At 61.1% G+C, this 25,242-nt stretch carries 23 protein-coding genes; 9 read left to right on the top strand and 14 right to left on the bottom strand.

Translation table 11 applies throughout. The features are described from left to right. The first annotated feature begins 15 nt into the window (after positions 1–15). Positions 16–756 carry a response regulator gene (locus KZO83_RS00985; protein WP_247619434.1) on the top strand — a complete coding sequence of 247 codons (741 nt, stop codon included), beginning with the start codon at positions 16–18 and terminating at the stop codon, positions 754–756. A 120-nt stretch (positions 757–876) separates the two neighbouring features. Here the strand turns inward: KZO83_RS00985 and zipA are convergent, their stop codons facing one another. Further along, the gene (gene zipA, locus KZO83_RS00980; RefSeq protein ID WP_247619433.1) at positions 877–2,202 is read right to left on the bottom strand and encodes a cell division protein ZipA; all 1,326 of its coding nucleotides are present in this window, start codon (positions 2,200–2,202) and stop codon (positions 877–879) included. A 197-nt stretch (positions 2,203–2,399) separates the two neighbouring features. Beyond that, entirely contained in the window at positions 2,400–5,894 is a 3,495-nt protein-coding gene (smc, locus tag KZO83_RS00975) for a chromosome segregation protein SMC (protein ID WP_247619432.1), read from the bottom strand. 182 nt (positions 5,895–6,076) lie between these two features. Here smc and KZO83_RS00970 point away from each other — a divergent pair, with 182 nt between their 5' ends. The 4 genes from KZO83_RS00970 to KZO83_RS00955 all read left to right on the top strand — a co-directional run bounded on the left by KZO83_RS00970 (position 6,077) and on the right by KZO83_RS00955 (position 9,111). Next, positions 6,077–6,550, top strand: a complete 474-nt coding sequence (locus tag KZO83_RS00970; protein WP_040239712.1) for a LexA family protein — start codon at positions 6,077–6,079, stop codon at positions 6,548–6,550. Continuing rightward, positions 6,550–7,173, top strand: coding sequence for an IMPACT family protein (locus KZO83_RS00965; RefSeq protein ID WP_247619431.1), 624 nt, complete (start codon positions 6,550–6,552; stop codon positions 7,171–7,173). Before KZO83_RS00970 ends, KZO83_RS00965 begins: the two co-directional genes overlap by 1 nt. Before the next feature lie 126 nt (positions 7,174–7,299). Further along, positions 7,300–8,322 carry a tRNA dihydrouridine synthase gene (locus tag KZO83_RS00960; RefSeq protein WP_247619430.1) on the top strand — a complete coding sequence of 341 codons (1,023 nt, stop codon included), beginning with the start codon at positions 7,300–7,302 and terminating at the stop codon, positions 8,320–8,322. Between the two features lie 78 nt (positions 8,323–8,400). Further along, complete coding sequence (locus tag KZO83_RS00955; RefSeq protein WP_247619429.1) at positions 8,401–9,111, top strand: phosphatase PAP2 family protein; 711 nt, start codon at positions 8,401–8,403, stop codon at positions 9,109–9,111. Here the strand turns inward: KZO83_RS00955 and KZO83_RS00950 are convergent. After that, the gene (locus tag KZO83_RS00950) at positions 9,094–10,275 is read right to left on the bottom strand and encodes a GGDEF domain-containing protein (RefSeq protein ID WP_247619428.1); all 1,182 of its coding nucleotides are present in this window, start codon (positions 10,273–10,275) and stop codon (positions 9,094–9,096) included. The two genes, KZO83_RS00955 and KZO83_RS00950, sit on opposite strands and share 18 nt — an antisense overlap. 241 nt (positions 10,276–10,516) lie before the next feature. Next, complete coding sequence (locus tag KZO83_RS00945) at positions 10,517–11,611, bottom strand: GGDEF domain-containing protein (protein ID WP_247619427.1); 1,095 nt, start codon at positions 11,609–11,611, stop codon at positions 10,517–10,519. A 327-nt stretch (positions 11,612–11,938) separates the two neighbouring features. On the opposite strand from KZO83_RS00945, the gene KZO83_RS00940 reads away from it, so the two are divergent. Then, positions 11,939–12,343, top strand: coding sequence for a DoxX family protein (locus KZO83_RS00940; protein WP_247619426.1), 405 nt, complete (start codon positions 11,939–11,941; stop codon positions 12,341–12,343). A gap of 29 nt (positions 12,344–12,372) precedes the next feature. Here the strand turns inward: KZO83_RS00940 and KZO83_RS00935 are convergent, their stop codons facing one another. Further along, positions 12,373–13,062 carry a uracil-DNA glycosylase family protein gene (locus KZO83_RS00935; protein WP_247619425.1) on the bottom strand — a complete coding sequence of 230 codons (690 nt, stop codon included), beginning with the start codon at positions 13,060–13,062 and terminating at the stop codon, positions 12,373–12,375. A 91-nt stretch (positions 13,063–13,153) separates the two neighbouring features. After that, positions 13,154–13,594: a VOC family protein gene (locus KZO83_RS00930; protein WP_178998578.1), complete on the bottom strand. Its 441-nt coding sequence runs from the start codon at positions 13,592–13,594 to the stop codon at positions 13,154–13,156. Between the two features lie 116 nt (positions 13,595–13,710). On the opposite strand from KZO83_RS00930, the gene KZO83_RS00925 reads away from it, so the two are divergent. Together KZO83_RS00925 and KZO83_RS00920 are read left to right on the top strand one after the other, a co-directional pair. Continuing rightward, positions 13,711–14,250 carry a DNA-3-methyladenine glycosylase I gene (locus KZO83_RS00925; protein WP_247619424.1) on the top strand — a complete coding sequence of 180 codons (540 nt, stop codon included), beginning with the start codon at positions 13,711–13,713 and terminating at the stop codon, positions 14,248–14,250. Between the two features lie 43 nt (positions 14,251–14,293). Next, positions 14,294–15,367: a metal-dependent hydrolase gene (locus KZO83_RS00920; protein WP_247619423.1), complete on the top strand. Its 1,074-nt coding sequence runs from the start codon at positions 14,294–14,296 to the stop codon at positions 15,365–15,367. 64 nt (positions 15,368–15,431) lie between these two features. Here KZO83_RS00920 and KZO83_RS00915 read toward each other — a convergent pair whose 3' ends face one another. The 8 genes from KZO83_RS00915 to KZO83_RS00880 all read right to left on the bottom strand — a co-directional run bounded on the left by KZO83_RS00915 (position 15,432) and on the right by KZO83_RS00880 (position 24,202). Beyond that, positions 15,432–16,046, bottom strand: a complete 615-nt coding sequence (locus KZO83_RS00915) for an FMN-dependent NADH-azoreductase (protein ID WP_247619422.1) — start codon at positions 16,044–16,046, stop codon at positions 15,432–15,434. 219 nt (positions 16,047–16,265) lie between these two features. Next, positions 16,266–17,411 carry an iron-containing alcohol dehydrogenase gene (locus KZO83_RS00910; protein ID WP_247619421.1) on the bottom strand — a complete coding sequence of 382 codons (1,146 nt, stop codon included), beginning with the start codon at positions 17,409–17,411 and terminating at the stop codon, positions 16,266–16,268. Between the two features lie 47 nt (positions 17,412–17,458). After that, positions 17,459–18,838 (bottom strand): aldehyde dehydrogenase family protein, encoded by a 1,380-nt coding sequence (locus KZO83_RS00905; RefSeq protein WP_247619420.1) that lies wholly within the window; start codon positions 18,836–18,838, stop codon positions 17,459–17,461. 42 nt (positions 18,839–18,880) lie between these two features. Then, a complete protein-coding gene (locus KZO83_RS00900) occupies positions 18,881–20,242 on the bottom strand; it encodes a glutamine synthetase family protein (RefSeq protein ID WP_247619419.1) in 1,362 nt (453 codons plus the stop codon). A gap of 100 nt (positions 20,243–20,342) precedes the next feature. Continuing rightward, positions 20,343–21,395, bottom strand: coding sequence for a TRAP transporter substrate-binding protein (locus KZO83_RS00895; protein WP_247619418.1), 1,053 nt, complete (start codon positions 21,393–21,395; stop codon positions 20,343–20,345). Positions 21,396–21,493: 98 nt separating this feature from the next. Further along, entirely contained in the window at positions 21,494–22,816 is a 1,323-nt protein-coding gene (locus tag KZO83_RS00890; RefSeq protein WP_040239694.1) for a TRAP transporter large permease, read from the bottom strand. After that, entirely contained in the window at positions 22,816–23,382 is a 567-nt protein-coding gene (locus KZO83_RS00885) for a TRAP transporter small permease subunit (RefSeq protein ID WP_247619417.1), read from the bottom strand. Before KZO83_RS00885 ends, KZO83_RS00890 begins: the two co-directional genes overlap by 1 nt. Positions 23,383–23,404: 22 nt before the next feature. Continuing rightward, entirely contained in the window at positions 23,405–24,202 is a 798-nt protein-coding gene (locus KZO83_RS00880; RefSeq protein WP_247619416.1) for an N-formylglutamate amidohydrolase, read from the bottom strand. A gap of 132 nt (positions 24,203–24,334) precedes the next feature. Between KZO83_RS00880 and KZO83_RS00875 the strand changes: the two genes are divergently transcribed. Next, complete coding sequence (locus tag KZO83_RS00875) at positions 24,335–25,213, top strand: MurR/RpiR family transcriptional regulator (RefSeq protein WP_040239691.1); 879 nt, start codon at positions 24,335–24,337, stop codon at positions 25,211–25,213. Positions 25,214–25,242 lie beyond the last annotated feature (29 nt).

Below are 25,242 nucleotides of genomic sequence, written 5' to 3'. Positions count from 1 at the left end.
AATGAGAACGCCGGCATGAGCGATACGCCACTGCAAGTACTCATCGTCGAGGACGACCCCATGGTCATGCGCCTCAACGTCGAATACCTCAACCGACTCGATGACGTCGCGCTGGTCGCGCAATGCGGCGATGTCCCTGGTGCCTTGGACGTGCTGGAACGCGACGCCGTCGACGTCATCCTGCTCGACGTCTATCTGCACGGCCGCAACGGGCTGGAAATCGTACGTTACCTGCAGCGGCTAAGCCGCGACATCGATGTCATCCTGATCACCGCCGCCAGCGAGACCGAAACCGTGCGCGCCGCGCGACGCCTTGGGGTGCGCGATTATCTGGTCAAACCCTTCGAGTTCGAACGCTTCAAGGTCGCCGTCGATGCCTGCCGACGCGTGCGCGCCACACTGGAACGCCTCCCCGAACACGCCGACCAACGCGACCTCGACCGGCTCTTCCAGCCCGTCAGGCCACGCCAGGCGCGTAGCGATGGGCTACCCAAGGGGCTGACCACGCCTTCATTGTCGCAAATCGTCCAGGCCATCCTGAGCCTCGACGAGGAAACCTTCACCACCGAAAGCCTGATCCCGGCCACCGGCATGTCCCGCGTCTCGGTGCGCAAGTATTTGAAACACCTGACCGAGCACGGCTATCTCGGCGAATCTTTCCACTACGGACAGGTAGGACGCCCCTCATTCACCTACCGCTGCCTGGATACGAGCGCCCTGCGAGGACTCCTCACGGCGAATCGTACGACGCCATGAGATCGCCATCGTCCGTGCATAAAAAAACGAGGCCCCGAAGGGCCCCGCTGGTTTTCAAGAGCGGCCGTCTTAAAGAGCAAGCATCAGCGAGAACAGGCAAGAATCGCGATGCTAACGCTCTCAATTCGCCTGATAGCGATGCAGGCGATGGCGGCGCTCGAATTCCTGCACGCGCTGACGAGCGAACTCCACTGTCTGCGCGGTCATCACGCTACGATTTTCGTCCTTCAGCTCGCCGCTGAGATTGCGCACCAGCACCATGGCTGTTTCGAACATGGCCTCGAACGCCGCCGCGCTGTCATGCGCGCTGGGCAACGGCATCAAGAACGTCACCCCCGGCGTCGCGAATTCGTCCATATCATCGAGATCGAACACGCCCGGTTTGAGCACATTGACCATCGTGAACTGCAAGGCGCTGTCGTCCGACTCGGTCTCGAAACGGTGGAAAACCCCCATCTCATGACAGTACCGCAACCCGCAGGCCAGCATCAGATTGAGCAGGTCTGGGCCTTGGAAACCTGCCTCATCGCGTGACAACACGCTGATGACGATGACTTCTTCGGCGTCGGACAAGGCCTCGCGTGCGCGATCGGCATGTACCGGATTACGCTTGGCACGCTCTATCGCCGGATGATCGGTGACCACCTCGCGATGCGCCGTATGTTCCTCGGCACGCACAGACTCCTCAGCACGTGCTGGCTCCTCGACAGACGCCGGCCGCGCGGATACCTCAGCCTCTTCGTCCGAGGCACTGACCGCCGGTGGCTCATCAGGCATCGCTCGCCGTGTGGACGCTTCCTCGCGCCGACGCGGCGTCTCGTCCATTGCCGGACGCCCCGCATCGGCGCGGGCCGAGTCGGGCGCAGGCTCTCGAGCCGATGAGGACCCAAGCGTCGGCTCGTGATGCGGATGCTCGTCATCGGTCAGATGCTCGTCATCGTAGTCACGAGGTGCCGTGAAGCGCTGGGCCGAGGCACTCATACGCTGAGCCCCCGCGCGAACGGCATCCTTCATGCCCTGCATGCCGGAACGCTTGCCCTCCTGAGCATCACCCCGATCCCGTTGCGCATTACTCTCATGAGCATTGTCCTCATAAGCATGGTCCCGGCCACGCTTGAGCACGCTGGGTTTGAGCTTTTCCTCAGGAATTCGCTCCTGGCGCAAGGGCGATTCCGGCCGTACCGGTTCACGCTCCTCGCTACGATCGAAGGTGGCATTACGCACGACACGCGCACCTCCATTGGGCAATTCCCGCCGGACCTCAGCCTCGCGGGCCGCTTTTTCCGGATCCTCTTCCTCGGCGTCCCAGCCCTCGGATACCCGACTATTCGTTGCCTGGTCGAGGCGTGGGACGCGGCGCTGGCGCTGGAGCCGACGCACACCGTCGATCACGATGGTCGTCACCAGTACCAGCCCCAGGATGATTAGCCACTCTCTTAGTTCCATGGGTCGTCTTGCCTGTTCGCTATTGGCGCCATGATTAAAACTCGTTCGTGAAGAAGCATAGCGCGATTAACAAAAAAAGGGCCACTTTTTTTGAATGTCAAGTAGTACCCTTAGCTCAGAGCAATCACCCTTCAATATCCCTGTCGAGGCTCACACAATAGTGTTGGTAACCCTTTTGGCGATTTTCTGCAAGTCGTTCATGCGTCCGCCAGGGTCGCCGCCTCGTCGATTCCTACCGATACCAGCCGGGATACCCCGGCTTCCTGCATGGTCACGCCCATCAATCGCTCGGCCGCTTCCATGGCAATCTTATTGTGTGTGATGTAAATGAACTGAACACTCTCGGACATTTCTTTCACCAGCTTGGCGTAACGTCCCACATTGGCATCATCCAACGGTGCATCGACTTCGTCGAGCATACAGAATGGTGCCGGGTTGAGCTGAAAGATAGCAAATACCAGCGACAATGCCGTCAGTGCTTTTTCACCCCCCGACAACAGATGAATGGTGGTGTTTTTCTTACCCGGTGGGCGCGCCATGATGGCCACCCCCGTCTCCAACAAATCGTCGCCGGTTAGCGTCAACCATGCGGCCCCACCGCCGAAGACCTTGGGAAAAAGCTCGCCGAAGCCGTCATTGACCTGATCGAAAGTCTGCTTAAAACGCGTCCGCGTTTCCTGATCGATACGTCGAATCGCCTTTTCCAGAGTCTCGATGGCCTCGCTCAATTCGGCATGCTGGGCCTCGAGGTAGTCACGACGCTCGGCCTGCTGATCGTATTCTTCGATGGCCGCCAGGTTGATGGCGCCGAGACGACGGATCTTATCGCCAAGCTCATCGAGCCGGGTCTGCCAGGCCGATTCGGTGGCGTTGGGATCGAGCCCTTCACGCAACGCGTCGACATCGTGCCCGAGTTCTTCGAGGTGTGCATCCTGCGTATCGGCTTTCAGCGTCAGGGCTTGCACCTGCATACGCGCTTCTTCGAGCTTGCCGCGTAGACCGTCGAGGTTGCGCTCATGTTGCTGACGCGTGGCCTCGGTGTCGCGCAATGTCTCGGCCAGCTGATGGGCACGATCGCGCGAGGCGTTGAGCGTCGCTTCCTCGCGACTGCGCCGGTCGAGCAATTCGTCGAGCCGTTCCCGCGTTTCCTCTTCTGGTTCACGCAAGGTGGCGCGCTGCTCTTCGAGCATGGCGAGCTTTTCGGCCAGACGCTCACGCTGATCGCGCGAGCGCGCATGCTGCTGATCGAGACCCGAGCGCTCCGTCTCCAAACGCTGACGCTCCATCGCCAGGTGTTGCTGGCGCTCGCGCGCAGGCGCTACCTGCTGGCGTAAGGATTGCGCTTTTTCCCGCGAGTCGCGACGCTGATTTTCCAGTCTCTCGCGGGTCTGACTGTTGGCGTCCACGTCGCTCATCGCCGCCTGCCAGCGCTCACGCGTTTCCTCGAGTTCCAGGCGTCGCTCGGCATGGCGCTCGACGAGCTGCGCCACATCGTCATCGAGCTCACGGGAGCGTGCGTCGAGCTGTTCCAGACGGCTCGCCAGCCCGGCCTCGCGCGAGGCCACCTGCTGGCGACGCTGCCCAAGATCGCGCTCCTGAAGACGCAGCGATTCGAGTTCCGCCACCGCGTGTTCCACCGCTTCACGCGCGACCTGCAAGGTCTCCTCGAGCGTCTCGAGCGAGGCTTCGAGCGCCGCGATATCGGCCTGCAGTGCCTCACGTCGACGGCGCTGAACCAGCACGCCATCATCGGATGCCGACTCGCCGCGCCGGCGTACCCAATCCGGGCCCAACCACAGCCCGCCAGGGGTGATCACACTCTCGCTCTCCGCCAGGCGCGCGCGCATCGCCCAGGCGGCATCTTCATCGGCGGCGCAGTGAATGCCAGTGAGCCAAGTGCCCAGCGCCCCGGCACCGTCAACCTGTGCCCTCAATGTGCCGGCCACCGGCGCCACGTCATCGCCACTCAGCAAGGCCAATTCGGCAGGCGGAGCGTCGGCGACGATCTCGGTCATGGCGGACGACGTCGCGAGGCGCGCCTTGAGCCATGGCGCCAAGACCCAAGCCACGACCGTCTCCCAGGGCGCGGCGACCTCCAGCCGTTCGGCCAAGCGCGGGGCCTCGGCCAGGCCATGATGTGCGAGATGCGACTCCAGGGCGGCGTCGTCATCGGTCAAGGCGGCATCGAGCAATGCCTCCACCGATGCCAGCTCGCCCTGTAGGCGGCTCAGCTGCGAACGCTGGGTGTCGCGCTGGGCTGCTGCTTCGTCGAGGCGTGTCTGGGCGTCCTCGCGTTGTTGCTGCAGGCGTTCGCGCTGGCTTTCCAGCGCTTCCTGATCGAGATCCAGTGCCTCGAGTTGCTCGCGCAGTTCACCGCGCTCGCCGCGCAAGGCCTCGACATCGGGCAGTTCCTGGCGTTGCTGGCGACGCTTGCCGATCTGATCGTCCAATTCGGCGATGGCGTTTTCGAGGCGACGAACGTCGTCCTGGGCACGCTCGGCCCCGTGCGCCACATCACGATCGCTTTCGTTGAAACGCTCCCACTCTTGTTGCGCGGTGGTGGCTTCTGCGTCGGCGGCGTCCAGCGACTCCTGCAGCATCTCCAGCGTTTCTTGGGCCTCTTCAAGCTCGGGAGCGATGCTCTCCAGACGCTCGTCCAGGGCCGCGCGACGCTCGTCATCCTGGGACCCCAACTGTTCGAGTTCACTCAGCTCGCGGCGCGCATCCTCGATATCCTGCGCCAGTTGCTGATCGCGCGAACGGGCATGCTCGATGGACTGCTCTATCCGCGCTATCTCGGCACCGGTCTCATAAAAGCGGGCTTGATGGGTCTCCAGTTCGGCGGCGACCTCATCGTGCGCCAATCGCGATTCTTCCAAACGACTTTCGCACTGGCGCTGGCCGAGGATCTCGTGCTCGACCTGATTTTCCAGCTCGCGGACGTGCTGCTCCTGAGTGTGCTGCTGGGTCCGAAACGCCCGCGTACGCAGCAGCGCCAGCTCACCCTTGAGGCGATATTCCTCGTCTTTCAGAGTCTGGTAGCGTCGCGCGGCATCGGCCTGGCGCTTCAAACGCTCGAGCTGCTTGTCGAGCTCTTCGCGAATGTCGTCGAGACGGTCGAGATTCTCCTGAGTGCGGCGCAAGCGATTCTCGGTTTCGCGACGGCGTTCCTTGTACTTGGAAACGCCCGCCGCTTCCTCCAGTGTCGAGCGCAGCTCCTCGGGGCGCGCCTCGACCAGCCGCGAGATCATGCCCTGGCCGATGATGGCGTAGGAACGCGGCCCCAACCCCGTGCCCAGGAAAAGATCGGAAATATCGCGACGTCGACACTTCTGGCCATTGAAGAAATAGTTGGATTGGCTGTCGCGGGTCACCTGACGCTTGACGGAGATTTCGGCGTACTGGGCGTAAGCGCCGCCCATGGTCCCGTCGCTGTTGTCGAAGACCAGTTCGATGGAGGCCTGCCCCACCGGCGAGCGTCCGGTGGAACCGTTGAAGATGACATCGGTCATCGACTCGCCGCGCAGCGTCTTGGCAGAGGATTCGCCCATCACCCAGCGCACGGCGTCGATGATGTTCGACTTGCCGCAGCCATTGGGACCGACGATGGCGGTCATGTTGCCGGCGAACGGCACATTGACCGCATCGACGAACGACTTGAAGCCGACCAGTTTGATGGACGTGAGGCGCATGCGCTGCCGGAATTCCCCAGGAGTGAGTCGCGACCCGATGCTCGAGCCATGCATGAGAGCCCGCAGTCTATCCGAGGCGCGGGCGCGGCCCAAGCCCCTTTGCCAACTCCATGTCGCCAGCGGGATTTGCCGCTTCGCCCCGCCTTGCTATGATGCCGCAGGATCATCCGAGGGAGAGGGTCATGTCGCACGTTACGCCGCACTACCTGCAGCGCCTGCCGAACCTGCCACTATCGGACGCCGCCTGGGAAGAGATCGACCCGACCGATTTCGTCGAGATTCCCCTGTTGGGCGTGGTCGCCGCCGGTCTGCCCATGGAGGCCTGCCTCGACGACGAGGCTATTCACGTGCCATCGCGCATGGTGCGACGCAATACCTACGCTTTGCGCGTGCGCGGCGACTCGATGATCGACAGCCACATTTTCGATGGCGACATCATTATCATCGAGCGCTTCGAGTCCGCCGAAAACGGCGAAACCGCCGTGGTACAAATCAACAATCAGGAAGTCACGCTCAAGCGGCTATACATCGAGAAATCCGGTGTGCGCCTACAACCCGCCAACGATGACATGCCGCCCATCTATCTCAAGAACGACGATGTACAAGTACTGGGTCTGGTGATGGGCGTGATGCGTCATGCGCCCACGAGCCACTGATGCGCTACGCGATTCCCGACCTCGCCTCCGGTGAGCATCGCTACCATGAGATCGAAATCGAGAAGAGCCGCTTCATTACCTGGACGGCCTTCATCCCCGATATCGCCAGTTTCGACTTGTTGCTGGCGCAAGCACGGGCAGCTCATCCCAACGCTAGCCATCACTGCACGGCCTATATTGCCGGTGCTCCCGGTGAGCAGAATGCCATCGGCTTTTCCGACGATGGCGAGCCCGGCGGCACCGCGGGGCGGCCCATGTATCAGGCGCTGGAAGGCTCGGGACTGGGGCAGGTCGGCTGCGTGGTGATTCGTTACTTCGGTGGCACCAAGCTGGGCACCGGCGGCCTGGTCCGCGCCTATACACAGGCGGTCATCCAGGCACTCGAGGACCTGCCACGACGCCCCTTCATTGAGCGCCGAACGCTGCGGATACGCATCGATTTCGCCGGCGAGGCCATTGCCCGCGAGTGGCTCGCCACACAGGATGCGATCATCGAAAATGCCGCTTACGAAGCCGACGGCGTGACGCTCGACATCGCCTGGCCCCGCGAACGCGCAAGCGACCTGAGCGAGCTGACCTCGCGCCTCAAGGGGCGTCTTACTCCACTCGACGTTTCATTGTAGGCAGCGAAATCTCACCCTCACCGCTCCCATAGCAACTGGCGTTTTCCTTATCGTCCGGGGGTAATGACATAATGACCTGCCCGGTTCCGGGGATTTTGCAATGACATCAAGGGTGATGGCGCAGACATGACGCAAGTGGCTAATGGGCGCATCGGCTTAGCCCCGATGGAAGGTGTGATCGACGTGGTCACGCGGGACTTGTTGAGCGCCGACGGCGCACTCGACTGGACGGTGACCGAATTCGTGCGCGTGGTCGACGCACGTCTGCCGGCGCGTGTGTTCCTGCGTCACTGCCCCGAGCTCAAACACGCCACTTGCGCGACCTCGAACGGTACGCCGGTTCACCTGCAGCTACTCGGTTCCGACCCCGAGGCCCTGGCCGCAAACGCGGTGCACGCCGAGGCACTCGGCGCTCGCCAAGTCGACCTCAATTTCGGCTGCCCGGCCAAGACCGTCAATCGCCATGACGGCGGCGCCTCGCTGCTGCGCGACCCCGAGCGCGTCTACCGCGTCGTGCGTGCCGTACATGAGGCGCTGACCCCCCTGGGGATCGATGTCACCGCTAAGGTGCGCTTGGGCTTCGACGACAAACAACTGGCACTCGCCTGCGCCGAGGCTGCCGAAGCCGGTGGCGCGGCATCCCTGGTGGTACACGCCCGCACCCGTCGCGAAGGATATCGACCACCCGCGCATTGGGAGTGGATCGGACGGATTCGCGCCCGGCTGACGATACCGGTGATCGCCAACGGCGACATCTGGACGCTGGAGGACTATTGGAAGGCCCGTACGCTATCGGGCTGCACGGATGTGATGCTGGGACGCGGCATGCTGGCAGACCCCCGGCTGGCGCGACGCATCAAGCATTGGCAGCGTACTGGCGAGCATTTGCCGGAGACGCCCTGGGCGGCGCGGGCCGAGGTGCTGACGGCTTATGCCCAGCGTATGCGCATGCACCTGCCGGAAAAGATCGTGGTCTCGCTGCTCAAGCAGTGGCTCAATCAGATGCGTGGGCGTGACGACGAAGCCGCCAGGCGCTTCACCGCCCTGCGACGCCGTACCGAGTTGCAGGCGTTTCTTGACGGTCTGACACCCGTCATGCAGGACGACATCTCTTCTCGCCAAGGGATCGCTTTCGGGATGAACGGCTGAACCTCGAGTTATCAAACGCTGTTCACAATGGTGATGAGGCGTTAGAATCCGAGGTTCATCCACTTCGTTATCACGCTCATGAAAATCACTCGAATCGCTTGCTACAACATGCTGGGGTTGGCCTTGCTCCTCAGTTGGTGGCTGCCTCATTTCCCCCTCTGGTCGACCCTCGACGACGACATCTTCTGGTTCTTCAATCAAACGCTGTCGATCACCGATCATCCGCTGTGGACGACACTGGTCGCCGTGCTCAACAATCGTGATTTCGATATTGTCAGCTTCCTGGCCCTGGCCACTGTTTTCGCATGGGCCATGCGCCTGGACACACGTCCCGAACGTCTGAAACGCTGGGGCGCCATCGGCGTGAGTATGCTAGTCACTGCAGGACTAGTGAGCTTACTGGTCAATAAACTGGTGACCTACGGCCACCCCAGCCCGACCCTAACGCACAACGGGGTTCATCTGTTGTCACAGGAAGTGAGCTTCGCCACTAAGGATCGCTCGGGCAATAGCTTCCCCGGCGATCACGGCCTGATGCTGATGACCTTTACTGCGTTCATGTGGCATTTCGCGGGACGTCGTGTCGGTCTCGTCAGTGCCGTATTGGCCGTCGCCTTGAGTGCGCCACGCATCATCGGTGGAGGCCATTGGTTCAGCGACGTCTACATGGGGGCACTCGCCATCGCCCTGCTGTTGCTGCCCTGGGTATTGTGTACCTCGCTAGCCAACCGCATGGCCGCCTGGCTTCAACGCGTTCTCGAGCGCTTCGCTTCACGCCTTGATCACTGAATCGTCATGGCGGCGAGGCGGTTCGAACGGGCACGCCTCGGCGCCTTCGATGACACACCGGGTCGGTATGGGAGACAACGTGCCGAATGACTCCCAGGACATGACACAGTCGCGCCCTGCGCCTTTAGCAGCATATAACCGCCGATCGGCCAAGGCGATCATGGCGCTTAGCGTCGCCGCCTCGTCCTGAGTAGCGAGGCCTTGACTGACGGTCATTCCGAGCGACTTGTCGGGTAACACCAATGGCTGGTCGCGCACGAAGGTCGCGACGCGCTCGGCGACCGCCGTGGCGGCGACACGCGACGTTCCCGGCAGCAGTAGCATGAATTCCTCACCGCCGTAACGCCCCAACATGTCACCGTCGCGCAAACCTTGGCGCAGGCAATTCACGAGGTGGCAGAGCGCCGCATCGCCCGTGGCATGCCCATGCAAGTCGTTGAACCGCTTGAAATGATCGACATCCAGCAGCACCACGGCGAAAGGACGCTGGGCGCGCTGCCAGCGCTCGGCAATGGCGACGATCGCGCGACGGTTGAGAGCGCCGGTCAGCATGTCGTGCAACGCTTCACGGCGATACGCACGCTCGAGCCGCTCGGTGACGCCTTCCAGCCCCATCAGCACGCCGGCGAACAGCGCCCCCGTCAACACTAGATTGACCCACAACAGCCACGCCGCCACCGTCGGTGATAGCTCAACCGAGGGCGCCCCCTGGCGCATGTTCATCAACAACACGCCGATCACGCCCAGCAGCAACAGCGACAACACGATCTTGTAGCTGCGCGGGATAGCACTGATGTGCAGCACCAGCAATGCCAGGCCCACATAGAACTCAAAGCCGACGCCAGCGCCGTAGAGGCGAAGCGACTCGCCAATCAGCAGCAACATCATGCCCCACAGTAAGGTCGCGCCCCAGGCCATGTAGCCCCGATGATGCAGCCCTCGGGCACCGAGCGTCATCAAGACACTGAATATAACGATTAATATCGGGCCGGGACTTCCTAACCAGACGAACAGCGGTAGCATCAAGCCGGCATAGGCCACCAACGCCATGGCGTACAAGTGGGCGAAGGTATCGAAATAGCGACGGTATTCCGGCGGCAGGGGGCAATACGGAGGCAACGATGCGCCTCGGCCACCCCAGAGGCGATAGGTACGTAGCGGCATGATGAGCGAATCCCTTTTCATTGCGTTAGGCCACGTCATGCGACGGGCCTTCCCCTGCATCGATTCCCTAGCAAGGTTAGCCATATTCAGCGCATCAAAAGGACGGTTCGTGTGTGAATTTAGCCGCTTTGCAGCATGAAATTCGTCAAACGCCAAATAAGCAAAATGCCATGTTGTCGCTTCGTTGCGCTAGGGTATCCGTATTAGATGAAACGATGTCTACATGGTATGTCCGGACATGTCACAACGCCGCCGGCCCGATGATTTCCAGGTCACACATGACCAGCTGATCGCGCCCGGAAGACTTGGCGCGATACAAGCGGCGATCAGCCATGTCGATGAGCGCTTGCAATGACGTGACTTCCTGGGCCGCGGCCATGCCCATGGAGAACGTCACCGGAAGGGTCAACGCTTCCATCCGACACGGCTGGTCTGCCAGGCATCGACGAATGCGTGATGCGACCGTGAGTACCTCGTCTCGCGTGCTGTCGGGGAATACGATCAGGAACTCCTCACCGCCTACGCGTCCGAGCCGGTCGTCTTCGCGCAAGGCGCCACGCACTATATACGCCAGGTGACGCAAGACTTCATCGCCTGCGGTGTGGCCGTGAGTATCGTTGATCTGCTTGAAGTGATCGGCATCGAGCAGCAATAGCGTGAAATCTCGTTCCTGTTGCCACAGCATGTCCGCTTCGTGAAAGATGGCGCGCCGATTGAGCACCGTGGTGAGATAATCGTGGGTGGCGTCGCGCCGGAAATGGTGCTCGCAGCGCTCGGTAATGGCGTGCAGCCGACACAGGATCAGCCCCAGGATCAAAAAAACCATGACCAGATTGGTCAGGCGAATGTCCTCGCGAAACGCCTCGGCTTCCAGCATCCAAGGGGTGAAATGCGGGGCCATCAGCAAGGTAGCCAGCGCCACGCTGCCGATCGTGGTACTCATCACGATCTTGTAACGCGCCGCCATGTCGCTGATCAACATCTCGCAAAGCAGCAAGAAAAAGTAATACTCGAAGCCGGCATCGGGGCCGATCAGCCACACACTCAGCGTGATCAATACCAGAGTAGCGGTTAACTTGACGGTCATCGCCCAGGTCAGTTGCAAGCGTCGGTGCAGCATCAACGCTGCGGTATTGGTCGCCACGCAGGCGAGATTCAAGACAATCAGCAATGGGATCTGAAGACCGATCAACACGCACGCAAACAGTAAGTGCCCCAGACTTGCAAGCACGAAAGTCTGCGCCACCACCTCATAGCTACGTCGGTGCTCCAGCGGTAGCGCCCCCGGCGCACTGCACGACCATCCCCAGAGCCGCTGCAAGGCCCTTGAAAACATGTTGGATATCCCTTTCTACCCGCGTACCGTTGCATGATTAGCAACGTAGCGTCCTCGCCTCCGCCGACCCTTTGCGGGCATGTCAGGGCAAGGATCGTTATGTAAGCCACCAGGTAACGGCATCCCGCCAGTCGGATACCTTTTCACTCGGGCCCGCTTCCAGCGGCATTTTCTAAGAAAGCTTAGTTAATGCGCACCAAAGTGCTAGTAAAACGTAAAGAAATGTTAGTAAGCGCCGTGACTAGTGAGCGACGCGCGAACATGCGAAAGTTCACACGCCTTGTCCGGCTAGAGGCCGGGTTCACACGATTGAAGGATGCCGAGCCTATGCAACGACTGCTGCATCATGACGACCTGGGAAAACTGATTCTGCGCCTGGCCGTGGGCGGACTTATTCTGTTGCACGGCGTCGACAAGCTCTTGTCGCCTGCCAGTATCACCCGCATCGGCAACATGCTCGACGCCATGGGGCTGCCGGTCTTTTTGGCGTATGGCGTGCTGATCGGCGAGATCGTCGCGCCGTTGATGGCCATCGTGGGCTGGCAAGCGCGTATCGGCGGCTTGTTGATGGCGGGCAACATGTTGGTAGCGTTTATCCTCGTCCACCACGACGAGCTGCTGACGCTCAATGCGCAAGGCGGCTGGACGCTAGAATTGCAGGGCATGTTCCTGTGCGGTGCCTTGGCCATCATGCTCATGGGCAGCGGGCGCTTGGCAATGCACCCCGACTAATTCAGCGCCTTATAACACGCCTCACACACTCAGTGGGCGCGTCCCAAGGCCGCGAGGCGCACATCCAGCAAGGCCGGAAAGCGCTTGTACCACGTTTGGTTGAGGGGGGAAGGGTGCGGCAGCGGCGCCAGTTGGAACTCGGCACTACGTCCGTCGGGGAGCGACAATATAGTGGTATGCAGCGCCTCGAAGCGATCCTCGCGAGCCCAGAACGCCTCCAGTTCACGCTTGATCTCGCGTGGTTGCCCGATGGCAAACCACAGGAAGGCCTCACGCCCCAGCGTGATCAACGTCCGGCCCTGCCAGTGATCGATCAAAAGCTCCGCCATCAAGGGCTGAAAGCGCTTCTTGACCGCCATCGACCATGCCTTGTTGCCGACCGGCTTGTAGGGCACGGTATTGGCCCAAAAATAACGCTGCCCCACGGCGAGTGAGGCTTCGAAATCGGGCAACGTCTTCCCGTGCAGATGCTCATATAGCCCGGCACGCACCTTCTGACCGCCGCTGCCCACGAAGGGCGCGCCATGCACGACCTCCTGACGGCCGGGATCGCGTCCGAAAAAGCCCACCGGCGCGTTGCGTGGGCCCAAGCCGATGATCGGCTCCAGCGGATCACGTCGATTGGCGAGATAGACATCGCGGTCGATGCCGTCGAGCGTCTCGGCTTCACGGCGAAATGCATCGCGTAACGCCGAGGGGAGGGTCACGTCTTGTGACATGCTTGGCATCCTTTCCAGCTCAAGAGGTCGTTCAGCCTTCAACGATTGTCGCGCCCCGTTCATCGCAGAAAGGGACGCGACATTGGGTGACTTACCAGCTGCCGGTATTTTCCATCGACGCCCACGGCTCCTGAGCAGGCAACGCATCGCCCTTTTGCAACAACTCCACGGAAATGCCGTCCGGCGAACGGACGAACGCCATGTGGCCGTCGCGCGGCGGGCGATTGATGGTCACGCCGTTGTCCATCAGGTGCTGGCACAAGGCGTAGAGATCGTCGACACGATACGCCAGGTGGCCAAAGTTGCGGCCGCCGGTATAAGTCTCCGGGTCCCAGTTGTAGGTGAGTTCGACTTCTGGCGCCTTTTGCTCGCGCGAACGTTCCTCGTCATCCGGCGCGGCGAGGAATACCAGTGTGAAGCGGCCCTTTTCGTTCTCCTTGCGCCGCACTTCCTTGAGGCCCAGCAGGTCACAGTAGAAACGCAGCGAGGCGTCGAGATCGGCGACACGGACCATCGTGTGCAGGTACTGCATGGTAAGCTCCTCATGATGTTATGCAGGCTAAACGTCTATGGTAAACCAGCCCGCCGGTCACGGCGAATTCATCACCGGCAGGGCGATTCGTCAACACTCCGCGAGGCACACTCCCCATGAGTACGTATTGCGACCATGCCCCTGGCCATCCCTTTCATGGCCCCTATCACGACCACGAATACGGATTTCCCGTGCGCGACGACGATCAACTCTTCGAGCGTCTGATTCTGGAAATCAATCAAGCCGGCCTTTCATGGCTGACGGTGCTCAAGAAACGTGAAGCGTTTTCGGCGGCCTTCGATGACTTTGCCGTGGCACGCGTCGCCGCCTACGACGATACGCAAAGGGCGCGTCTGCTCGCGGATGCAGGTATCATCCGCAATCGGCGCAAGGTCGATGCCGCGATTCACAATGCCAACGTCGTGCTCGCCTTGCAGGCGTCTCACGGCAGTTTCGCCGACTGGCTCGACGCGCATCATCCGCTTGCGTTGTCGGAATGGGTGACGCTATTCAAACGCACCTTCCGCTTTACCGGCCCGGAGATCGTCAACGAATTTTTGATGAGCACCGGCTATCTGCCGGGCGCCCATCGCGAAGACTGCCCGATCCAGCACCAGGTGCGCGCACAACGACCACCGTGGCTGGACACAGAATGAGTAACCACCGGAAACACGCCGCCGCAAAGGGAGATCACAGCGCATGGACTCACTGACGCAGGCCTGCCTCGGTGCCGCCATCGGCGGCACCGTGCTGGGTCGCCGTCTAGGTCGCAAGGCCGTCATCGCCGGCGCCGTGCTCGGCACGTTGCCCGATCTCGATGTGATTATCGACTATGGCGATGCCGTGGCCGATTACACCTATCATCGGGGGTTCAGCCATTCCCTGTGGGTACTCGGCGCCCTCGCCGTCCTACTGACCGGGCTGGCTCGAGCAGGCGAACGTTGGCGACGCGTCACGCCGCCCATCGGCACGCTGCGTTGGGGGCTACTATTCGGCGGCTGCCTGCTGACGCACCCTCTGTTGGACGCCTTTACCACCTATGGCACTCAACTCTGGTGGCCGCTGACGACACCGCCAGTGAGTTGGCACAGCATTTTCATCATCGACCCGCTTTTTACGCTGCCGTTGCTGGTGGGCGTGGTCGCCGCCTTGATCAAGGGCTATTCGCCACGCCTACTGGGCTGGGGACTGACGCTCGCGTGTTTTTATCTGACGTTCGCCGTCGCCGCGCAGAACACAGTGAACGCGCGCATCGCCGCGAGTCTCGCCAGCCTAGGGCTCGACGAGGCTCCGCGCCTGATTCAGCCGACACCGTTCAACACCCTGCTGTGGCGCGTCACGGTGGTCCAGGACGACGCCTACTACGAAGGCGTCGTGAGCCTCTTCGACGGCCAGACACCGCTGGCACTGACCCAACTGCCGCGAGGTGGCGAATGGCAGGACGCGGCACTCGCCACGGCGGCCGGGCAACGCCTGCAATGGTTCGCCGGTCCCTTCCTGCGCTATCGCACTGAGGAACGCCAAGGCACCACCCAGTTGATTGCAACCGATCTGCGTCTGGGCACGCCCGGTTATCACATGTTCAACTTTACCCTTGCCGAGCGCCGCAACGATGGTTGGCACGCCATCGACAGCGAACGTGTCGACGGCACGCGCCCCAATAGGAAAGCTTTCGCCTCGCTATTTAGCCGTGTGTTCGTGCCGCAGGCCGATACCTGCTTGTCACTGGACGAGCGTCAGACGCAGTGCCTCATGCCAGACGTCTCGCTCTGACACGAAGAAGGCGGCTCATCGTGAGCCGCCTTCTTCGCTGTTTCACTACTATCATGCATCGGGATCAGAGACGTTCCACCGTGTAATTCGCCACCGCTTGACGCGCTTCACCCATGGCCTGGTCACGTACCGCCTCGCCCATGTTGAGACCTTCCGCGTAGATCCAGTCGATGTCGCGAATGCCGATCAATCCCAGCAGGCTGCTGACGTGGCCGGTCTGAGTATCTATCTCGGTCCCGACGTACTGACCACCGCGTGCCGCGAGCACCAGTGCGCGTTTCCCCTCGATAAGGCCCACCGGGCCGCTTTCGGTATACTTGAACGTTCTGCCAGCCCGCAGGATACGATCGAACCAGGCCTTGAGCTGGCTCGGAATGCCGAGGTTGTAAAGCGGTACCGCCAACACGATCAGATCATGCGCCAGCACTTCCTCGATCAACGTCTCGGAACGCTCCGCCAGCTCATGCTGGGCCGCATCACGCTCGTCGGGAGCGGTCATCCAACTGCGCATCTCCTCGCCATCGAGATGCGGAAGGTCGAGGGCCACGACATCACGCTCGGTGAGTTGGACATCGTCACGCGTGCCGAGCTGCGCTTTGAAATGCGTCGCCAGCGCGCGTGACTGACCATGTTCACCAAGGATGGAAGCGGTCACCAACAAGATATTGCGAACGGCCATGCGAAAGTCCTTTCATTGGTTTTAGAGCAAATAATGCGAATAGCGCTATTATTCGTTGCCCTTTTTGAAAAGAAAAACGCAAAAAAGCCCACAAACCATTCGATATAATAAAACATTCCCCACATGCGGCTCAGCAGCTGCTCTAGGCACTCTTGGCATGATCGTCATAGCGCCCAGTCACAAGGGATGAAAGCCGCGTACGGGGTTGTCACGCGATGCTCACATGCACTGACGGAAAAGCCCCTTGAGATCCTCGACAGTCAAGGTCACTGGATTGCCTCCACAGCTAGGATCCGCAATGGCCATTGCGGCCAAGTCGTCGATGCGCTCCGGGTCGGCGCCGATCTCGGTGAGCGTGCGCGGGATACCCATCTGGTCGTTGAGCACCTGCACGAAAGCCCTGAAACCGTCGAAGCCGCCGGCGATCCCCAAATAGGCGGCCGCCATGTCGAAGCGTTCGCGGATGCTATCGGCGTTGAACGCCAGTACCGCCGGCATGCAGATCGCATTGGTGGTGCCATGGTGGGAATTGAACACCGCGCCAATGGGATGGCTCATCGCATGGATGGCCCCCAACCCCTTCTGAAAGGCAGTGGATCCCATCATCGCGGCGCTCATCATGTGTGCACGCGCCTCGAGATCGGTGCCATCGGCATAGGCGCGCGGCAGATATTCCTTGACCAGTCGCATGCCTTCCAACGCGATGCCTTGGCTCATCGGATGATAGTGTGGGCTCGAGAAGGCCTCCACGCAGTGGGCGAAGGCGTCGAGCCCGGTACCGGCAGTAATCGCCTTGGGCATGCCCACCGTCAACTCGGGATCACAGATCACCACCCGGGGCAAAACTCTGGGGTGGAAGATGATTTTCTTTTCGTGGGTCTTGGCGTTGGTAATGACGCTAGCCCGCCCCACCTCCGAGCCGGTCCCGGCCGTGGTAGGCACCGCCACGATGGGGACAATCGCCTCGGCATCGGCTCGCGTCCACCAGTCGTCGATATCCTCGAAGTCCCATACCGGACGCGTCTGGCCGGACATGAAAGCCACCATCTTGCCGAGATCCAGCCCCGAGCCACCGCCGAACGCGATCACTCCGTCATGCCCCCCCGTCCGAAAGGCCTCGACGCCTGCCGACAGGTTGCGCTCGTTGGGGTTGGGATCGACGTCGGCGAAGAGCCCCCGTCCCAGTCCCGAAGCCTCCAGGATATCCAGCGCGGCAGCGGTGATCGGCAGATCGGCCAGACCGCGATCCGTCACCAGAAGCGGCCGGGTGATGCCCGCCTCGGCACAGGCCTCGGGCAATTCCTTGACTCGCCCGGCCCCGAAGCGGATAGCGGTGGGATATGTCCAGTTTCCGATCAATGTCATGTCGTCACCTTCTTTAGCCTGTCATTGTTTTCTTTATGTCGTTTTCGTTATGTCGTTTTTTTTAGATAGTAGGACTTGGGGCGTGTCAGGTTGTGATAGCCAATCACCGACAAGCCACCACCGCGTCCGGACTCCTTGCAGCCCGTCCAGCACAGGCCAGGATCCAGATAATCCGCGCGGTTCATGAAGACGGTACCGGTCTCGATTCGGTCTCCCACGCGCTGGGCGCGTGCGATATCGGCCGTCCACAGGCTCGCGGTCAGTCCGAACCGGCTGTCATTCATCAGACGGATGGCTTCTTCATCGCCACTCACCTTCATGATGCCGACCACCGGGCCGAAGCTTTCATCGCGCATCACGCGCATGTCATGCGTCACTTCGGTAAGAATCTGCGGACTCAGATAGGCACCGCCGTCATCTTCGGACTTGTGCATGACATGAGCCCTCGCACCGGCGGCCAAGGCCTCTTCGATCTGGTCACGGACCTCCCTGGCGAAGCGGATATTCGCCATCGGGCCGATATCCGTCTCGGCATCAAGTGGATTGCCCAGCTTGTAGCCCTCGACGATCGCGACCGCCTTGTCGACAAAGGCCTCATAGAGACGCTCGTGCACATAGATGCGTTCGATCCCGCAGCAGCATTGACCCGAGTTGAACATCGCCCCGTCGATCAGGGACGCCACCGCCGCATCGAGGTCGGCATCCTCCATGACATAGCCCGGATCCTTGCCGCCCAGCTCGAGCCCTAGCCCGGTAAAAGTACCGGCCGCCGCCTGTTCCATGGCACGCCCGCCGCCCACGGAGCCGGTGAAATTGACGAAATCGAACGCGCTATCGGCAAGCAGCGTCGAGGTGGTGGCGTGATCCAGAAAGACGTTCTGGAACACCGCCTCGGGCACGCCGACCGAATGGAAGGCACGCGCCATCCGCTCGCCTGCCAGCAGGGTCTGGGTGGCATGCTTCAACAGTACGCTGTTGCCTGCGATCAGCGCCGGCGCCACCGTGTTGATGGCCGTCATGTAGGGGTAGTTCCAGGGGGCCACCACCAGCACCACCCCGTGCGGAATGCGCTTGATGTAGCGTTTGACGGTGGCGTCCTCGCCCACCGCAATATCGGCCAGCGCCTCTTCGGCGATGGACGCCATATGGCTTCCCCGTTCTTCGAAGCCACCGAACTCGCCACCGTAACGAACCGGGCGCCCCATCATCCGCGCGAGCTCCGGCACCAGTTCGTCATTCATCGCTCCCACGGCGGCGATGCCGGCCCGCACCAGATCGATACGCTCCCGGAGAGGACGTGCGGCCCAGTCGGCCTGGGCCGCACGCGCCCGATCCGCTGCCTGCCGCGCGGCCTCGGGCGACAGCGCCTCACGCTCGGCGAAGACCGCCCCGTCGATCGGCGAGATACATCTCAGAATATGCCCCATCATCCCCTCCCGTTTGCCATTTACCGTTTTGCGGACCTGACCTCAACACCGCTCGAAACCTCGTGCCACCTCATAGTCGGTCACCACCCGCTGGAAGTCCTCGAGCTCCACTTCGGCGGCACGCACATAATGGTCGACCACCTCATCCCCCATGGCCTCGCGCAGCATGGTGGAATCCTTCAGGGCCTCCATGGCATCGCGCAGATTCTGTGGTATCAGGCCGCTTTCCCCTTCGTAGGTATCGCCCTCGTCGGGAGCAGGCAATTCCAGGCACTCCTCGATCCCCTTGATGCCGGCAGCCAACTGGCCGGCCATGGCCAGATAGGGGTTCAGGTCCGAGCCGCCGATGCGACACTCGATGCGCACCGCCCGTGTGCCTTCGGCGCAGAGGCGAAACCCTGCGGTACGATTATCCACCGACCAGACCATGCGCGTAGGTGCGAAGGTGCCCTTCTGGAAGCGCTTGTAGCTATTGAGGTAGGGAGCCAGGAAGTAGGTATAGTCAGGCGCATATTTCAGCAATCCCGCCAGGTAATGCTTCATCAAGGCCGACATGCCCAGCGCATCGCGCTCATCATGGAAGACTGACTGCCCCTGCTTCCACAGCGACTGGTGGATGTGACTGGAGCTGCCCGCATGCGCGTGGTGCCATTTCGACAGGAACGTCACCGCCCGGCCTTGCTGCCAGGCGACCTCCTTGGTCGCATGCTTGGCGATGGTGTGGTAATCCGCCGTATCGAGTGCTTTCGCATAACGGATGTTGAGTTCTTCCTGCCCCGCCCCGGCCTCGCCCTTGGTGCCTTCCACGGGGATGCCCGCCGCCTGGAGGTAGTTACGCAGCGGACGCAACACATGCTCTTCCTTGGTAGTCTGGAAGATGTGGTAGTCCTCGTTGTATCCGCTAATCGGCTGCAGGTCGCGAAACCCGCTCTTGCGAATGTCGTCGAGGCTTTTCTCGAACAGGAAAAACTCCAGTTCGGTGGCCATGATCGCCTCCAGCCCCATCTCCTCCAGCCGCGCCAGCTGACGCTTGAGGATGGCCCGCGGCGCATGAGGGACCGCCGCGTGCGTGCGATGATCCAGCAGATCGCACAGCACCATGGCCGTGCCCTCCAACCACGGCACGGATCGCAGCGTGGCCAGGTCCGGTTTCATGATGTAGTCGCCGTAGCCCGCCTGCCAGGAGGTGCTGGCATAGCCACCGGGCGTTGCCATCTCGAGATCCGTGGCCAATAGATAGTTACAGCAGTGAGTCTCGTCCCAGCCATCATCCACGAAGTGGCGCGCATGCAGTCGCTTGCCCATCAGGCGACCCTGCATGTCGACGATGCACACGAGCACCGTGTCGATCTCACCGCTCTCGACCCTAGTCTTCAGGTCATCCAAAGCCAGCGTGTTGGTCATTTCCGAGGTTCCCAATAGCCATCACCATGACGAGGTCCGACGCTCGGTCGCCCCCTTTTCAAGCGACGTGCCCCGGCAGGCGCCAGGGCACGGAGCCGACTCATGCATCGACGTAACGATAGGGCCTACCGGCCTTGCGCATATCGGCGTTGTACTGCTTGAAGATATCGACCACCTTGGCCTTGGTCTCGGATTGCGCCGCGATTTCATCCCAGAACTCCTGGGCCGCCGTTTCTACCTGATCCCACTCGGCGTCGGGAATGGACGTCAGCTCCAGCTTGTCGCCGTGGACGCGCAGCCTGGCCTCACCGCCCCAGTACCAGTACTGGCGATGGTAGTGGGACTGTTCACAGCACACCTCGAACAGCACCCTGAGATCCTCTGGCAGTTCCTCCCAGCGCTCCATATTGACGAAGAAATGGCCGATCCAGGCACCCGAGATGTTATTGGTCAGAAAGTAGTTGGTAACGTTGGCCCAACCGACCGTGTAGTCCTCGGTGATGCCGGACCAGGCGATCCCGTCCAGCTCACCGGTCTGCAAGGCCACTTCGATGTCTTCCCAGGGGAGCGTGACCGGCACGACACCGAACCGGGACAGAAAACGTCCTGCGGTGGGGAAGGTAAAGACACGCTTGCCTTCCAGGTCCTTGAGGCTGCGAATCGGCTCCTTGGTGGCGAAATGGCACGGATCCCAGGCGCCGGCGCTCACATGCTTGACGCCGACCTTGGCGTACTCCTCTTCCCAGATTTCCTTGAGTCCGTACTGATTGAACAGTACCGGCACATCGAGGCTATATCGGCACCCGAAGGGGAAGTACCCCCCAAAGACGGTCACCTCGGTGGGGGACGCCATCGAATCGTCATCCGACTGCACGGCGTCGATGGTGCCGCGCTGCATCGCCCGGAACAGTTCCCCGGTCGGCACCAACTGATCGGCACTGTACAGCTCGATCTGCATGCGCTCCCCGGCGATTCGGTTAAACAGGTCGATGGCGGGCTTGGCCACATGCTCGGCCAAGGCGGCCCCGGCATAGGTCTGCATGCGCCACTTGATGGTCGGCTCGGAGGATGACTGGGCCATGACCCTCGAGGCCAGCGGCATGATGGCAGCGCCGGCGGCGGCATTGATCAGAAATTTGCGTCTTGTTGTCATTGTTCTAGCTCTCCTGGTGTCACTATCGAATGGACATGGCCCTGAGTAGGGCTATTGTTGCTCGTTCACACTGCTGTCAATTTCCCTATACGCTTTTGTCAACTTCCATAAATGTAGCCTGGAAGCCAGAGGGCGATCTGTGGAAAGACCATCACCAGGCTCAGGGCTGCCATCATCACCACCACGAAGGGGAGAATGGATAAATAAATGTCACGCAGCCCGATCTCCGGAGGCGCCATGGCACGCATCAGGAACAGGTTGTACCCGAACGGTGGCGTCATGTAGGCGATCTGCGTGGTGATCGTGTAGAGCACGCCATACCAGATCAGGTCGAACCCCAGCGCATCGACCAACGGCACGTAAAGCGGCGCCACGATCACCAGCATGGCGGTATCGTCGAGGAAGGTGCCCATGACGATGAAGCTGAGCTGCATGAGGATCAGAATCGTCCAGGGCGAGAGCCCCAGGCGCTCGGTAAACAGCCCCTCGATGGCCTTCACCGCGCCGAGCCCGTCGAATATGGCCCCGAAGGCCAGCGCTGCCAGGATGATCCACATGAACATGCAGGAGATGGCCAGTGTCTTTCGCACCGATACCTCGAAGACTTGGCGCGTCATTCGTCCCTTGAGGATAGCCGCCAGCAGCGCAGCCATCGCGCCGACCGCGGAGCTTTCAACCAAAGATGTCCAACCCTTGACGAAAGGCACCATCATCACCGCAAAGATCACCAGGGGCAGCAGCCCCGCCCTTAGCAGACGCAGCTTCTCGGCCAGCGACACGTTCCGCTCTTCGGCGGGAAGAACGGGCCCCAAGCTGGGCTGAAGGCGGCAGCGAACATAGATATAGATGACGAACAGCAACGCCATCATCAGCCCCGGCAGCACGCCGGCTAGCCACAATTGTCCCACCGGCTGGCGCGCAATCATGGCGTACAGCACTAGCACCACCGAAGGCGGCACCAGAATACCGAGGCTGGATCCCGCTTGGATGACGCCGGTGACCATGATCTTGTCGTACCCGCGCCGGAGCAGTTCGGGCAAGGCGATGGTGGCGCCGATCGCCATCCCGGCCACCGACAGCCCGTTCATGGCCGAGATCAACACCATCAGGCCGATCGTGCCAATGGCCAGGCCACCTTTGACCGGCCCCATCCAGACATGAAACATCCGGTAGAGGTCATCGGCGATACGGCTTTCCGACAGCACGTACCCCATGAAGATGAACATCGGCAGGGTCAGCAACGGATACCATTTCATCAGTTTCATCGCCGATGAGAACGGGATGTCCACCCCACCGGTGCCCCACAGCATGACGCCTGCCAGGGCGCCGACGAAGCCGATGGCGCCGAAAACACGCTGCCCAGTGAGCAGCATCAGCATCATCGAGCTGAACATCACGATGGCGATCATCTCGTACGACATCAGTCGAGCACCCCGCGCAGACGGCCGATATCCCGGAAAAATTCGGCAAGAGATTGAAGGATCATCAGCAACACACCGAGGCAAAGCACGACCTTGATGGGCCACAGCCAGGGCCGCCAGGCCGTCGGGCTACGCTCCAGGAAACCGAACGTGTCAGCGGCCGCTTCGGGCCCTTCCGTGAAGAAGGTGACGACGAGGTTGAGGAAGAAGTGGAAGGGCTCATCGCCGAAGTAGCCGAGAGAATAGGCCGTCGATACCAGCCCACCATAAAGCAGGACACCGAGGTAAAAGATCAGGAAAAAGACCGTGAAGGCGTCGACCCACGCCTTCGTCTTCGGGCTCCAGTCGCCGTAGAAGAGATCCATGCGTACGTTCGAGCCCATTTGGATCGAGTAGGGCCCACCCAACACGAAATACGCCACCATGACGAATTGTGCGGTCTCCAGCGTCCACATCGTGGGTGTCAAAAACACTTTGGAGAACGAGGACCATAGCAGCACCGCGATCAGCACGAAGATCAGATACATCGCGATCCGCCCAATGAACCGGTTCATCGCATCGATCACGCTGATGTAGCCGAGAATAGCGCTAGGCACCGTGCTTACCCTCCCTGTGAGTAAGCTCGACCCCCAGAGCTGCCAGCGCCGGCTGGATAAGCTGCATCAACTCCCGCGCCATGGCGTGGGCGTCTTCCAGAGTGGCCAGCAAATCGTTACGAATCTCGATCATCACGTTCGCCAGGCCATTGTCGATACCGTGGCGCACCAGCGAATGGGTGACGCCATCCTGCGGTCCATAAGGCGCGTTGCGCTGGATGCATCGATGAGGCAGGCGATGGGCGTGCGCCAGCATCGCATCGGCCAGACGGCGGTCGGCATCATGCAGAATGCCGATCTCGACCGCGCGCACCCGACCATGAAAGGTCGGCGTGAAGCTATGAACCGTGATCAATACGGTGGGAATATCGTGCGCCGTACGCTGTGCCAGTACCTGTGTTACCGCCTTGCAAAACGGATCGTAGACGGCCTCGACTCGAGCGGCTCGCTGCGCTGACGTCAGCTCACGATTACCCGGCACCTCGACGACCTCTGAACGCTCCGGCATCGCGCTTGCCGCTTCGGGGGAACGGTTGCAGTCATAGACCAGTCGCGAGACACGGCTCGCGACCAGTGGGGCATCGAGCAATTCCGACAGCGCAACGGCCACATCGCGTGCGCCAGGATCCCATGCCGCGTGACTGCGCCGATGGGAGGGGTCCACCCCCAGCCCATGGTAGTGCTCGGGGATATGGTACGACGCGTGCTCGCACAGCAGGAGAACCGGGCCCTTGGCGTACCGATAGAGAATCTCGACGTTCGGGGATAATTGTTCTAATTCGCTGGACATCATGATTTCTCCGCGACTCTGTAAAGATATAGACGTCGCCAAGACCACGTGTCAATATTTTTTCAAAGACCGTGAAAACACTGAAATATCACGATCAACATCCGCGCGAAGCCTACTCAGGAGGACAGTGTGATGGCGACCACCAATGCCGCCTCGACCGTGCGTGAGCTGATCCGAGAGCACTACTCGGCATTGACGCAAGCGGAACGCAAGTTTGCCAATGCACTGCTCGATAACTACCCCGCGGCGGGCCTCGCCTCGATCACTATCGTGGCGAGCAACGTGGGCGTGTCGTCTCCCACCGTGGCGCGGACGGTCAAGAAACTAGGATTCAAGGGCTATCCGGAATTCCACAAGGCGCTGTTGCACGAGCTGGAAGCAAAGGGGATCGGGCCCACCAAGAGGCGCGACAACTGGTCATCCGAGGCCCCCAAGAAGCACCTTCTCAACCGGTTCTCTCAGGCGGTCACGAATAACCTGCAACAGACCTTCGCCCATATCGACACCGAACGCTTCGATGAAGCGACCCACCAACTAGCCGATGCCGAGAAGCGCCTTTACATTGTCGGTGGGCGCATCACCCAGGCCCTGGCTGACTATGCCTTCACGCATTTCCAGGCGGTGCGCCCCGGCGTAACCCATATGACGTCGTCATCGGGCACCTGGCCGCATTACGTGCTCGACATGGCACCAGGGGACACCCTGCTGATCTTCGACATCCGGCGCTATGAGACCAACCTGCTGCGCTTGGCAGAGATAGTGCAAAAGCGCGATGCGCGAATCGTGCTATTCACCGATCAGTGGGGCTCCCCCATCGCGTCACTCGCCGATTTGACCTTTCACTGTTGGGTGGAGATTCCCTCGGGATGGGATTCCAACGTGGCGACCATGATGCTGCTGGAGACCCTGATCGCCGCCGTCCAGGAGCAACGCTGGCCCGACGCCAGAGACCGCTATGAGCGGTTGGACGAGTTGTTCGACAAGACCCATTTCTTTCGCAAATTCACCTGATGCCGACTGTCTAGCGACGTAATTCGTCG

The organism is Chromohalobacter moromii (assembly GCF_023091865.1).
GTDB classification, from domain to species: Bacteria; Pseudomonadota; Gammaproteobacteria; order Pseudomonadales; family Halomonadaceae; genus Chromohalobacter; species Chromohalobacter moromii.
This window is presented reverse-complemented; position numbering and strand designations above follow the sequence as displayed.